This is a genomic window from Thalassotalea sediminis, from assembly GCF_030295915.1.
GTDB classification, from domain to species: Bacteria; Pseudomonadota; Gammaproteobacteria; order Enterobacterales; family Alteromonadaceae; genus Thalassotalea_C; species Thalassotalea_C sediminis.
The window spans coordinates 2670889-2684653 of sequence record NZ_AP027361.1 but is presented as its reverse complement, the minus strand read 5'-3'; the positions used below and the strand labels follow the sequence as shown (position 1 = coordinate 2684653).

The 13765-nt window shown below is 38.1% G+C and carries 14 protein-coding genes; 8 read left to right on the top strand and 6 right to left on the bottom strand.

The features are described 5' to 3' along the window. Nucleotides 1–60: 60 nt before the first annotated feature. From QUE09_RS12365 to pspF, 6 genes are read right to left on the bottom strand one after another with little or no spacing between them, the layout of a single operon-like run. The gene (locus QUE09_RS12365; protein ID WP_286233069.1) at nt 61–843 is read right to left on the bottom strand and encodes a peptide ABC transporter ATP-binding protein; all 783 of its coding nucleotides are present in this window, start codon (nt 841–843) and stop codon (nt 61–63) included. Further along, nucleotides 843–1832, bottom strand: a complete 990-nt coding sequence (locus tag QUE09_RS12360) for a peptide ABC transporter ATP-binding protein (protein WP_286233068.1) — start codon at nt 1830–1832, stop codon at nt 843–845. Before QUE09_RS12360 ends, QUE09_RS12365 begins: the two co-directional genes overlap by 1 nt. Then, on the bottom strand, nt 1832–2725 hold the full coding sequence (locus tag QUE09_RS12355) for an ABC transporter permease subunit (protein WP_286233067.1): 894 nt from the start codon (nt 2723–2725) through the stop codon (nt 1832–1834). Before QUE09_RS12355 ends, QUE09_RS12360 begins: the two co-directional genes overlap by 1 nt. Then, nucleotides 2715–3743, bottom strand: a complete 1029-nt coding sequence (locus QUE09_RS12350; RefSeq protein ID WP_286233066.1) for an ABC transporter permease — start codon at nt 3741–3743, stop codon at nt 2715–2717. Before QUE09_RS12350 ends, QUE09_RS12355 begins: the two co-directional genes overlap by 11 nt. 1 nt (nt 3744) lies before the next feature. Next, on the bottom strand, nt 3745–5373 hold the full coding sequence (locus tag QUE09_RS12345) for an ABC transporter substrate-binding protein (RefSeq protein ID WP_286233065.1): 1629 nt from the start codon (nt 5371–5373) through the stop codon (nt 3745–3747). Nucleotides 5374–5382: 9 nt separating this feature from the next. Beyond that, complete coding sequence (pspF, locus tag QUE09_RS12340; RefSeq protein WP_286233064.1) at nt 5383–6471, bottom strand: phage shock protein operon transcriptional activator; 1089 nt, start codon at nt 6469–6471, stop codon at nt 5383–5385. Nucleotides 6472–6659: 188 nt separating this feature from the next. Here pspF and pspA point away from each other — a divergent pair, with 188 nt between their 5' ends. From pspA to tyrR, 8 genes are all read left to right on the top strand, one after another. Beyond that, complete coding sequence (pspA, locus tag QUE09_RS12335) at nt 6660–7331, top strand: phage shock protein PspA (protein ID WP_286233063.1); 672 nt, start codon at nt 6660–6662, stop codon at nt 7329–7331. Between the two features lie 47 nt (nt 7332–7378). Further along, nucleotides 7379–7606, top strand: coding sequence for an envelope stress response membrane protein PspB (pspB, locus tag QUE09_RS12330; RefSeq protein ID WP_434017196.1), 228 nt, complete (start codon nt 7379–7381; stop codon nt 7604–7606). After that, entirely contained in the window at nt 7603–8046 is a 444-nt protein-coding gene (pspC, locus tag QUE09_RS12325; protein WP_286233062.1) for an envelope stress response membrane protein PspC, read from the top strand. The genes pspB and pspC overlap by 4 nt, the downstream gene beginning before the upstream one ends. Nucleotides 8047–8176: 130 nt before the next feature. Beyond that, entirely contained in the window at nt 8177–9607 is a 1431-nt protein-coding gene (locus QUE09_RS12320; RefSeq protein WP_286233061.1) for a YcjX family GTP-binding protein, read from the top strand. Then, nucleotides 9604–10635, top strand: coding sequence for a YcjF family protein (locus QUE09_RS12315; protein WP_286233060.1), 1032 nt, complete (start codon nt 9604–9606; stop codon nt 10633–10635). The genes QUE09_RS12320 and QUE09_RS12315 overlap by 4 nt, the downstream gene beginning before the upstream one ends. Before the next feature lie 271 nt (nt 10636–10906). Beyond that, nucleotides 10907–11728, top strand: coding sequence for a phenylalanine 4-monooxygenase (phhA, locus tag QUE09_RS12310; protein WP_286233059.1), 822 nt, complete (start codon nt 10907–10909; stop codon nt 11726–11728). Between the two features lie 11 nt (nt 11729–11739). Continuing rightward, complete coding sequence (locus QUE09_RS12305) at nt 11740–12078, top strand: 4a-hydroxytetrahydrobiopterin dehydratase (protein ID WP_286233057.1); 339 nt, start codon at nt 11740–11742, stop codon at nt 12076–12078. Nucleotides 12079–12186: 108 nt separating this feature from the next. Then, on the top strand, nt 12187–13737 hold the full coding sequence (tyrR, locus tag QUE09_RS12300) for a transcriptional regulator TyrR (protein WP_286233056.1): 1551 nt from the start codon (nt 12187–12189) through the stop codon (nt 13735–13737). Nucleotides 13738–13765: the final 28 nt, after the last annotated feature.

Genomic DNA, 13765 nt, shown 5'->3' with positions numbered 1-13765 from the left:
TGTATAGATAGTTATATGAAAAAGGCCGTGTAGCGGCCTTTTTTTATTTCTGAAATGTAGCTATTTTTTTGTAAGTTGAAACCGTTGGCTCATGATCAGTTTTTTGGTGTATTTATGTTTAGGGTTTCTTAATAGAGCATTAGTATTCCCCATTTCCACTACCTGACCATTACTCATAACCATCATTTCATCGCTAAAGTGTCTTACAATGCCTAAGTTATGAGAAATTAATACAAAGCCGAGTCCCATTTGTTGCTGTAGGTCTAATAATAAGTTTACCATCTGAGAGCGTAACGAAGGATCTAATGCGGCAAGTGCTTCATCCAATATAATTACCTGTGGCTCTAATATAATTGCACGCGCCAGAGAAATACGTTGCTTCTGTCCGCCTGAAAACATATGTGGATAAAAACTCATATGCTCAGCTAGTAAGCCTACTTTTTTTAGTGTACTAACAATTAACTCAGTACGCTCTGTTTCATTCAACTGCGTGTTTAGATACAAAGGTTCATCTAAGATCTGTTGAATTGTGAGGCTCGGGTTTAGCGTAGTCCCAGAGTCTTGAAAAATCATTCTTATGTGCTGACAACGCTGCTTAAAGTTACCATCTTGCAACTGTTGGCCGTTTAACTTTATTGTTCCTGTTGAGGGTTTTTCAGCACCTACTAACAGTTTAGCGAGTGTTGACTTACCAGAGCCAGCTTCTCCGACAATCGCAAGTGTTTTATGAGCTTCAAGTGAAAAGGATAGTGGCTCTAATGCTGAGATTGATTTCTTTTTAAACCAACTACCTGCTACTCGATAGGTTTTACTTAAATTACTGACTTGAAGTAGAGACGTCATTAATAATTACCTTTTAAAGAATAATGACAACTCACTTGATGCCCATGATAGTTCTTGACTTTGGGGGCAACAACGCATGCCCTTTGAGCTTTTGGACACCTTGGCCCCAAACGACAACCAATAGGTAAATGCTGCAGTATTGGTATACTGCCGGGTAACGTCATTAAACGAGACTTTGCTGGTATTTGCATATTCGCCATCGGGCTACTGTCCACTAAAGCACGAGTGTATGGATGAAAAGGTGTATTAAATATTTGTGCCGTACTGCCTGCTTCAACAAATTGTCCTGAATACATAACAGTAATATTACTAGTCCAATGTGTTACATTCTCTAAGTCATGGCTAATCAGTAAAATAGACATGTTTTTTAATTGATTTAAACTCGCGAGCAACCTAAATATTTGGTCTTGGTTCGTACTCTCCATCGCTGCTGTTGGTTCATCTGCGATTAATAACAATGGCTTTCTTGCTAAAGCCATCGCTATCATTACTCGTTGGCACAATGCTTCAGTTAATTGGTGTGGATAGCTATGAATACACTTTTCATGATTCTTTATGCCTACTTTATGTAGAAGGTTTATTGCTGCGAGTTTGCGTTGCTTTTTCCGTTGCCAGAAAAAGCCTGAAAGTTGTTTACCAGACACCGCCTCTTCAAGCTGAACACCAATGGTTGTTGTCGGATCTAAACAGGCCATTGGTTCCTGGAAAATAATAGCAACATCTTTGGTTATAATTGCTTTTCTTTCATCTAATGACAGCCTCATGAGATCCTGCCCACGCCAATGGAAACGATCCGCATCTACTTGCCATTTGTCATCCAACACACCCATAATTGCTTGTGCTAATAGGGACTTACCTGAACCAGATTCGCCAACTAAACCTCTAACTTCGCCTTCTTTCATGGTTAAACTAACGCGATCTACAGCCAAAATAGGGGTAGATGTGGAAAGTAGCTTAATTGATAAATTGCGAATATCGAGCAAATTCATTAATTTTCTTTCCTTATTTTCAGCGCATGGCGCATGCCTTCACCTACTAAGTTGGTTGCCATTACGGCAAACAATATCGCTAATCCGGGTAAATAGACAGTCCACGGTGCGATATAAAAGAGATCAATACCGTTTGCAAGCATCGCTCCCCATTCAGGCATGGGAATAGGTGCGCCTAACCCTAAGAAGCCTAACGTCGCTATATCGAGGATTGCTGCTGACTGTGCTAATGTAGCTTGGCTGATCAGTTTCTCGATAATGTTAGGATATATAGAATAATAAAGTATTCGAATTTTACTAGCGCCGTCGAGTTGTGAGGCGAGTACGTAATCTTTTTTAAACTCTTGTGCAACGGCATTTCTGGTAATATGTATGAATTGCGGAATAAGTACGATAACGATAGCCCATAACGTATTATTTAGACCCGGTCCTAAGATGGCGACGATAATAATCGCAAGTAATAACGATGGTATAGAAAGAATGACGTCTAGAAAGTGATTTAGAAAACTTGATTTAACGCCTTTGGTAAGGGCTGAAAGCGACCCGATAATGACGCCAGCACACATTGATAAAATAACTACCACAAAACTTAAGCCAAAGGTTAAAGATGCGCCGTGCATTAACCTTGAAAGCATATCTCTTCCTAAATTATCAGTACCTAATAAATAGCTGACATCGCCATTGTCATGCCAAGCAGGAGGCAAGAGAATGTATTCAAGATTATTTTCGATTGGGGAGTAAGGTGATATTAGTGGTGAAAAAATGGCAAGTAACACCAAAAACACGAAGCAACCAAAACCTATTGTAACGACAGGTGATTGTTTAAAGTTTTGCCATAATTGCACTAACGGAGAAGGAAACTCTTCTTCACTGTATATTTTATCACGAGCCATATTTGATACCTCGTGCAATAGGGTTTAATGCCGCATATATTAAGTCAGTAAAAATATGCACGATAAAAATAAAACTTGATAGCGCCAGTAATCCACCTTGTATAGCCGTGAAATCACGCTGGTAAATACTTTGTATTAGCCAATTTCCTATGCCTGGCCAGTTAAAAATAACCTCTGTTACCATGGCTAAAGTAACTAAATTCGCAAATTGTAAGCCAACATCTCTTATGACATTAACCATTGCATTTTTAATCGCATGGCGAAAAATAATTTGTTGTGTGGTTAATCCCTTAGCCATTGCTGCTTTAATGTAATGTGATTCCAGCACTGCCAACATAGAAGATCTCGCCAAGCGGACGAATACCGTTGCAGGTGCAAGCGCTACAACACATGCAGGGAGTAAAATATGTATGCTAGCATTTTGAAAAGCCTGCCATTTATAAGGGTTATCACTTAATAATATGTCAATAAACAAAATGCCAGTTATTTGTTTAATTTCGTAAATTAGGCTTATCTGGCCAGCTGACGGGAGCCAAGCCAATTGAATAGAAAATACCAGAATAGCGAGTAGCGCAAGCCAAAAAATAGGTATTGAATAACCAATCATTGAAACTGTGAGTATTATATTGTCGGTTTTTTTTCTATGCCTGACGGCGGCGAGAAACCCAATAGGTATACCTGTAATCATAGCGATAAGTAAAGCGACCGTTGTGAGCTCTATTGTTGCTGGCAAATGACTTAACACTTCTTCCATAATGGGAATCTTTGATGTCATTGAAATGCCAAGGTCACCATTAAATATATGTAATAAATAACTCCAATATTGCCAAATGATGGATTCGTGTTTGTTGTAATCTAAAGCAATCAACGCAACTTGCTCAGGTGTCGCATCTATTTGGCCTGTCAGGTTAACAATTTGTTCACCCGGGAAGAAAAAACTCAAACTGAAGGTTAATAGCGTTAACACGAGCATGGTGAAAAAAAATAGATTTAAACGGCGTAAAGTGAATATCAACATACTATTGCTTTTCTACCCGACCAAAACTAATACCACCAAAGGGATGAAGAATATCACCTTGAACCGATTTTTTTCTTGCTTGGAAGCGCTTAGAATGTGCAATAGGGAATAAAGGCAATTCTTCAGCTGCAATTTTCTGTGCTTCACGATAAAGTGCTTTACGCTGTGCTAAATCGGTAATATTTAACGCAGCTGCAAGCAAGCGTTCAAATTTTTGATTACACCAGAAAGTTCTATTGTTACCTGTTTCTGCTGAACCACAGCTCAATAGCGGCGTAAAAAAATTATCAGGATCTGGGTGATCTGCCGACCAACCAAGTAATACAGCTTGATGTTCCCCTAATGCTAAACGCCGCAAAAATTCTTGCCAATTATAGCTAACAATATTAACCGTGATGCCTATTTTTTGCAGATCCGCTTGAATAAGTTTAGCCATTGTTAAAGCATTTGGGTTATACGCTCGTTGTACCGGCATCGCCCAGAGGTCTATAGTAAATTTTTTGGAGATACCTGCCTGTTGAAGCAGTTCTTTTGCCTTTTCAGGTGAATGTTCGACACTTTGGGTATCTTTTGCATATGCCCATGATGAAGGCGGCAAGATAGAGTTCGCAGACTCGGCTTTACTGTCACCTAAATAAACGGTATCTAAAATTGCTTGCTTATCAATGGCATGTGCAACCGCACGCCTTACTCGTTTATCGTTAAAAGGGGGTTTAGTTGTGTTAAACCCTAAATACCCAATATTAAAGGCTGTAACATCTTCAAGTGTTAATTGTGGGTTTTTGGTGATCTCTTGATGTGCAATTGGGTAACCGATGACATCACACTCGCCGGCAAGCAATTTCGTTAATCGTCCTGTATTACTTGGTGTAATATCAAAAATTAGTTGTTGTAAATGTGATTGTCCCTCCCAGTATGCCGTATGGGGTTCATATCTTATATAAGAACCCGTACGATACTCTTTAAATTTAAAAGGTCCTGTTCCTATTGGCAATGTATCTATATCTTCGAGTTTATTAGAGCGAATTAACAACTCAGCATACTCTCTTGACAATATGACGGAAAAATCTGTGGCAAGGTTTGCTAAAAACGAACTATCTGCTCTTTTTAGATTAAAGCGAATGGTATAGTCGTTTATTCTTTCTATTGAATCAATAACGTCAGCAAACGCGACACTATCAAAAAATGGATACTTTCCGCCTGAAACGTCGTGAAATATTTGCGTTGGATCTAAAATACGATTAAAACTAAAAAGTACATCATCAGCATTTAGAAATCTCGTTGGCTTAAAATAACGCGTGTGGTGAAAAGCGACGTTTTTCCGTAGATAAAAAGTAATTTTTTTATTGTCTTGCGTGACATGCCAAGACTTAGCTATAGAAGGAATTACTTCATTTGTGTTAGCGTCAAATGCAATGAGTTGATTATATAGTTGTTTAGACGTTGCATCGACTGTAACGCCAGATGTTACGAGTTGCGGGTTAAATATTTCCGGTGACCCTTCACTACAATAGATCAAACTCTTTTCACTTAAAGAGTCAACTTTATAAGAATCACAGCCCCAGAGAAGCACGGATAATAATGCGATAAATGCTTGAAAGCCCAATTGACCCGCAGATGTAAGTGTCACAAAAAACCTTTACCCTTCGCTGTTTTGACTATCTAGTAAATTGTATTTTTTCAAATAACCACGCAACTGATGATATGTTAATTCTAGAGCATCTGCAGTTTTTTTCTGATTATACTGGCAATTTTCTAATGCAGACTTAATAAGGTCAACCTCATATTGTTGTGATAACGACTTAAGAGACATAGGAAACTCAAGCATCGCTGCTGTTTCTGGTGCTTTCTCGATTGGCTGAATTGTTGACTCTTCCTGCTCAATTTGCTGCGCTGGGCTTGTTTGAACGACTCTATCTTGTGTTTTCACACGCTGTTTTGGTCGATAAGGTGATTCAAATGGATCTATCACTAAATCATGAACAGGTAAATGTGGGTTATTGCAGCGGTAAACGCTTCTCTCTACAACATTTTTTAATTCACGTATATTGCCAGGCCAATCATATTCTAACAGCGAACGTTTTGCTTTTTCGGTAAAACCGCTAAAGAGTTCAAACTCAAGTTCTCTTGCCATGTTGATCGCGAAATGTTCAGCAAGCATTAGGATATCTTCTATTCTTTCTCTTAACGGGGGTAAAGTTATTACGTCAAATGCTAAACGATCTAACAAATCGGCTCTAAACTCTCCTGAGTCTGCCAGTGAAGGCAAATCTTCATTGGTTGCTGCCACTAATCGTGCGTTAGTTTTAATGGTACGAGAGCCGCCAACGCGTTCAAACTCGCCATATTCTACAACGCGCAGCAGTTTTTCTTGTATCAGGCCTGAGGTATTAGCAATTTCATCTAAAAATAATGTGCCTTTATCTGCACGTTCAAAACGGCCTTCATGTCGTTTACTTGCACCGGTAAAGGCACCGCCTTCATGACCAAATAATTCGGTCTCAAGTAAATTTTCATTTAATGCTGCGCAGTTGAGTTTCAAATAGTTTTGATCCCAACGTTTTGATAAATAATGTAAACGAGCTGCAACGAGCTCTTTACCTGTACCTCGTTCACCTATGATCAATACGGGTTTGCTCAATGGTGCTATTTGTGAAATTTGCTCTAAGACTTCGAGAAAACTATTTGATTGACCAATGAGATTGTCTTGTTGGTTAAATCGTGACATCTTGAACCTAATTATTGGTTTTTTTCGCTAACAAATAGTCTATTTTATTAATGGTGTAGAATAAAGTTTTTTTTGTTAACTTAATAAAAATAATTAAAACAGTTACTTAAATGCATTGTGAAAATTGGCGCAGAATGTGAATATAAGATAACGTCACCAAACATTTCTAATAGAATGAGGAAGTAAAAATGGGTGTTTTTTCAAGATTTACAGATATTATTAATTCAAATATCAACAGCCTATTAGATAAGGCTGAAGACCCGGAAAAGATGGTACGCCTGATCATTCAGGAAATGGAAGATACGTTAGTAGAAGTTCGTTCTACTTCTGCTAAAACATTAGCAGATAAAAAGGAATTAGCGCGCCAAGCAGAGAAATTTGAAAACGATGCTAATCAATGGCAAGACAAAGCAGAGTTGGCATTAAATAAAGGCAGAGAAGATCTTGCTAGATCTGCGTTAGTTGAAAAGAAAAAGTGTAGTGAAAACGCTGAAGCTTTGCGTGATGAATTAAGTCACGTTGATGAGCATATCACGAAGTTACAAGATGAAATATCACAACTTCAAGATAAACTTGCTGACGCTAAAGCACGACAAAAAGCTATTATCATGCGTGAGAAAACAGCAAGTTCAAGACTTAAAGTTAAACGCAATATTGATTCTGACAAAGTAAATGACGCCTTGAGCCGTTTTGATAGTTATGAGCGTAAAATCGATGGTATTGAAGCGCAAGTCGAAGCATATGATCTAGGAAGTAAGTCTTTATCTGATGAAATTGCAGAGCTTGAAAACGATGAAAACATCGAAGACGAATTGGCAAAATTAAAGGCTAAAATGAAGCCTGAGAAAAAGTCTAAATAATTTAGCTTAAAATATAGTTGCCAACTTAGAGCGGAAGGAGATGTATCGTGGAAGAAATTATTATAGCCCCTGTAATTATTTTCATGTTAGTTGTAGCACCAATTTGGTTGGTGCTGCATTACAGAAGTAAAAGACAAATTAGCCAAGGATTAACTGAAGAAGAGTACCTGCAGTTATCTGAGTTATCAGAGTTAGCAGATAAAATGGCTGATAGAATTAAAACGCTTGAAGCGATATTAGATGCTGAAACACCAGATTGGAGGAATAAAGCATGACCAAAAAATGTCGCGGAGAACTATTTCGTAATCCAAGTAAAGGAAAAGTTGCGGGCGTTTGCGCTGGTATAGCTGATTACTTTGGTTGGGAGACTTGGCTAGTTCGTATACTTGTTGTTTCAGGTGTTTTGCTCGGCATGGGTTGGTTTGTTGTGATTTATATCGCTGCGTGGTTTATTTTAGATAAAACGCCAACGTCAGCAAAAGATACTGCGTCGAAAAATCATTATGCAACGCCTGAAGACGTTAAGCGAAATGAGGATTTAGCAGCAGAGCCTATCAAAGTAAAAGCTAAGATATGGCAAGCAGGAGAACCTCCTAAACAAGCATTCCATGATATAAGCAAAAAATTTAGAATGCTTGAACGGGAATTACAGTTAATGGAGCGATATGTAACATCACCAGAGTTTACAGTTTCTCGCGAAATCAACAAGTTATAAAAGCGGTGTAAACCGCTTTTTTTCTAAACTTTTCAAGTGTTTTTCATATATTTTCTTTCATAAACTCGTTAGTATATTCAAATGCGTTTTACCCTAAATGTGCAATATTTCTTGTTTGAGTTAATTGTTTATGTCGTTAATTGAAAAAGCATTGATAGATAAGATAAAAGTTAAAGCAAATGTGTTAAAGCATCGTGCAATCGATCAACATGTGAACCTTGCAGTTACTGGCCTCAGTCGCAGTGGTAAAACTGCTTTTATCACCTCTTTGGTTAATCAATTAATCAATGAAAATTCGCAATCACAAATGACTTTCTTTTCAACCATTCATGAAGGTCGATTTATTGCAGCTAAACGTGTACCGCAAAAAGATTTACATATTGCAAGATTTGATTATGATTCAGCGGCTAAAGCGTTAAGTGAAGAGCCGCCATGTTGGCCACTACCAACAAAAGGTATCAGTCAATTACGCTTAGCGATAAAGTATCAACCAAATAATTCGATAATTAAGTACACAACGGACAACGCTACGATTTTTATTGATATTACCGATTATCCGGGTGAATGGTTACTTGATCTCCCTATGCTAAACCAAACGTTTGAAGAGTGGAGTGAGGTCATGACCGAGTTGCTGAAACAAGCACCTCGTGTTGAAATAGCTGAAGAGTTTATTCAGCGTTTGGAATCATTGTCACCATTTGATCCTGTCGACGAAAAGCTGCTTGCTGAGCTTTCTGAACAATATACCCAACTGCTACAAACTTTTCGTAACGAAATGGGACTTTCTCTCATACAACCTGGGCGATTTATTTTGCCAGGCGATTTAGCCGGCGCGCCTATACTACAGTTCTTTCCGTACACTAATTTCTCTGATATTGACCTAGATGCCTATCAAAAAGCAGAAGAAGATACACTGATCGGTATGTTAAGAGCTAGGTATATTGAGTATAAAGAAAGAGTGGTTAAGGCTTTTTATAAAGAACATTTCGTTAACTTTGACCGACAAATAATTTTGGCTGATTGCTTAACACCACTTAATAACGGTTACGGCAGTTTTAATGACTTACAACAAGCCATGAATCTAATTACCGAAAGTTTTCGGTATGGTAAGGCTAACTTTTTAACACGTATGTTCTCGCCGAAAATTGATAAGTTATTGTTTGCCGCAACCAAGTCAGATCATGTAACACCTGAGCAGCATGGTAATCTTACGTCTTTGCTAAATCAGCTTATTCATCCAATTAGGCAGAAAATAAACTTTGAAAATATAACGACTGAAACCATCGCGATTTCATCAGTAAAGGCGACGCAGTTTGGTAAGAGTCAACATCAAGGAAAAACGTTGCCCGTTATTCGGGGCATAAAACTACCTGAGCGTAAACAAATCACGCTGTTTCCTGGCATGGTGCCAAAAGCTTTGCCAGCAGAATCATATTGGCAGGATAACAGTTTTAATTTTATGCCATTTGCGCCACTTGAATCCACTGGACTACATCAGCCATTTCAACATATTAGAATGGATCAGGTGCTTGAGTTTTTATTGGGAGATAAAATGAAATGACCCAAAATGATGAAAAGTATCAACAACAAATATTGTTTGACGAGCCCAAAGTACAAGGTAATGATAATCATCTAACTGAGGAAGTTACACAAATTGTTGTCGAAGAAGAGAACTTTGAGCTAATAGAACAACCAGAAGAACTCTTGGATGAAGAGCCAATACTATTAAAACGAAATAAACCGTCGAGATGGCTATTAAAGAGCAGTTTAGCACTCTTGCTTATTTTAGTGATCATAGAGGTTACACAATTTTTTATTGCCGGTTTTTCAAGCCAGCCAATAATAGCTGCACTTTATGGTGCACTATTAGCTGCTATTATAGCCATGTGCACACGTACGCTGTATAAAGAAATTAAAGGGTTACGAGCGCTGAAAAAACGAACATCTGTAAGAAATTCATTTAATGAAATTAATCATAAAGGCGCAGAAAAACCTATACGTGAAATTTGTGACAGCCTTGCTCAATCTATTCCGTGTGATAGTAAAGAAGGCAGCGCTAGCCGATGGTCAGACAATATTCCAGAAGAAATGACAGAGAAAGAAGTCTTAGCGCTTTTTAATAAACAAGTCATAACACCTGCTGATCAAAAAGTACTGGACAAAATAAGTAAGTTCTCAACTGAGGCGGTGGTACTTGTGTCGCTAAGTCCAATTGCCATCGTAGATATGGGATTAATGTTTTGGCGTAATATTAAGATGATAGATGAGATTACCAATTTATATGGATTACAGATTGGCTATTGGTCACGCATAAAACTAATCAAGCAAGTTTTTGTAAACATGGTTTATGCTGGGGCTTCTGAACTTATTGCAGATGTAGGTGCTGATTTAGTCGGTGCTGATTTACTCGGCAAACTATCCGCTAGGCTTGCACAAGGGCTAGGTGCCGGCATGTTAACAGCAAGGTTAGGATTACAAACAATGAAACTGTGTAGGCCTATTGCTTTTGAACCTAAGAATGCACCTAAATTAAAAACCATTCGTAAACAAATCGTGTCAAAGATTCTTTCTCTAACGAAAAAAAGTTGAATTTTATACGGAATTTGATAGCTATATTAAGGCAGTAATCAAGATTAAATCGTTAAAATTTAATCCTTTAGCGCTCTGTGTCAATTCGTATGTATCTAAAAGTTTACAAGTGGCGTTTGTTAACATTATCGCGCCGAATAATATTTGGTGATTTTTGGTGTGTCGATCGCTTACTATGGAACTAGTCTACAATTAAGGTAATAAGCCTTAGTCAACGCGCATAATATTAACTAAATCATGCGTTGAACTACTCTAAATAAAGGTTTACAACATGGCAAAGAATAGTGCATACGTTTCAAGACAACCAGATGCAAAAGGATTTATTGATTGGAGCGATGAAGAAAACAGCGTTTGGCATGAGTTAATTACACGCCAACTGTCTTGCATTGAAGGGACAGCATGTGATGAATACATAGCAGGGTTAGAAAAGTTAAATCTTCCCACTGATCGTATTCCACAGCTAGGTGAAATAAGTGAAGTATTAATGGCGGAGACTGGCTGGCAGTGTGAACCTGTACCGGCACTTATTGGTTTTGGTGAGTTTTTCCGCTTACTGTCAGAAAAAAAGTTTCCAGTGGCAACATTTATTCGAACAAGAGAAGAGTTCGATTACTTACAAGAACCTGATATCTTTCATGAAATCTTTGGACATTGCCCCTTATTAACAAACCCGTCATTTGCATCATATACGCAAGCTTATGGAAAAATGGGGTTAAACGCGACGAAAGAACAGCGTGTGTTTCTCGCTAGGTTATACTGGTTTACGGTAGAATTTGGCTTATTAGATACGCCAGAAGGATTAAGGGTTTACGGTGGCGGTATTATATCCTCGCCAACGGAAACGCAGTATGCATTACATGATGAAAATGCCATTCGAAAACCGTTGTCTTATGATAATGTGATAGATGTGCTGCGAACGCCTTATCGAATTGACATACTACAACCTATTTATTACATGCTTACTAAAGTAAGTGATTTAGATGAAATTAGAAAATATGAGATTGACGAGATATTTGAGCTAGTCGAGCAAGCTAAATCGCTCGGTTTGTTTGAAGCAAGGTTTCCTCCTAAAGAAGAAAAGCAAGCAAGTTAAGGATTTTTGAAATGAGTTCAGATTTATCAATACAAAAGTGTGAAGCGTGTCACGTTGATGCGCCAAGAGTAACCGATGAAGAGTTACAAACGTTTATGTCTCAGTTACCTGATTGGGTGCCTGAAGTGAGAGACGGTGTCATGATGTTAGAGCGTGTATATAAGTTCAAAAACTATAAACTCGCTTGGGCGTTTGCAAATAAAGTGTCTACATTAGCTGAGGAAGAGTTTCACCATCCTGCGATTTTATTAGAATGGGGGAAAGTTACTGTAACGTGGTGGACACACGCAATTAAAGGGCTTCATAAGAATGATTTCATTTGTGCGGCCAAAACAGACGAACTTTTGTAATATTTAGTTACACTAATTAGCGCAAAGCTCCCTTCAAAGGGGGCTTTTTTTTGTTGTAAAAATTAGTTTACAATATAGCTTTAGCATGATGAGTTTGAGGAAACGTTTATGCGATTAGAAATAGGTTGTTTAGATCGCGTTGGAATAGCACAAGATGTATTAAGCATTTTTGTTGAACGTGGTATTGATTTACGAGGTATTGAATTAAAACAGCCAGGAAAAATCTTTATAAACATACCTGACTTAGACTTTTCTGAGTTACAAACTTTTATGCCTCAGCTGCGTTTAATTGAAGGGGTAGAAGATGTTAAAACAACTCCATATATGCCTTCTGAACGTGAAAAAAACGAGCTTTCTACCTTAATTAAGACTTTTCCAGATCCTTTTGTGTCCATTGATGCAAAAGGAAATATACGCATTGTCAATCATGTGACAGCAAGCATTATTGGTGCGCAAGACGGAGATATTGTTGGTCAGCACGTAAGTCAATGGCTTAAGGGCTTTAACTTTAATCGCTGGCTTGATAGTGAAGAAGTGTTAGCGCAAACACGTCGTTTAAAGTTTATAGATGAAGACTACGTAGCTGATATTATGCCTATTCACATTGAAGGTTCCGACGGTGAAGTTGTGCTTGCCGGTGCGGTATTAATTTTAAAATCTGAAATCCGTCTTGGCCAACAAATTAGTGCATTTAAACAAGCAAATGAAAATAATTTTGCTGGTATTCAAGCAAGCAGCGGGGCAATGAGGAAGGTGATAAGGGAAGCCAAAAGAATGGCTTTGCTTGATTCATCCATGTTACTTGCTGGTGAAACAGGGACAGGAAAAGAGCTAATTGCTCGAGCTTGTCATGCGGCAAGTGATCGCGCTGAAAAACCTTTTATGACGTTAAATTGTGCTTCATTACCTGATGAAGCCGCGGAGACAGAGTTGTTCGGAATGGGTTCAAGCACGCCTGCAAATATTAAGAAAGGTATGTTTGAACTCGCTGATGGCGGTACAATATTTCTTGATGAAGTTGGTGAAATGTCGCCAAAACTACAAACAAAGCTGTTACGTGTCATTCAAGACGGTATTTTTAGGCGTGTTGATGATGAGAAAGAGATAAACGTAAATGTGCGTTTTATAAGCTCGACTAATCATGATTTACTTACCATGGTCCAACAAGGCGAATTTCGAGAAGATTTATATTATCGCCTAAACGTATTGGGATTGAATATTCCTTCACTTAGAGAACGAAGATCTGACATAATTCCTTTAGCTGAATTCTTTATTGCCAAGTTTGGTCAGCGCATTGGTAAGGGAGGCATTAATATGTCTGATGATTGTCGTGATTTCATTGAACATTATCCATGGCCAGGCAATGTTCGACAGCTAGAGAACGTATTGATCCGGGCAGTGTCTCTGATGGAAGGAAACATTATTCAGACATCACATTTACAATTGCCGGCTTATACTCGTGAACATGGTTATTTAGAACAAGATTTTGAAGGTACATTGGATGCCGCAGTTAAAGGCTTCGAAGCTGACTTATTGAGAAAGCTTTATCCAGCCTATCCAAGTACAAGGCAATTAGCAAAAAAACTCGGGCTAAGTCATACTGCAATTGCTAATAAATTGCGTGAATATGACATAAATAAAAAAACAGTAAAAATATAGTAATCGCCACTTTCTTAAATACTGTAAA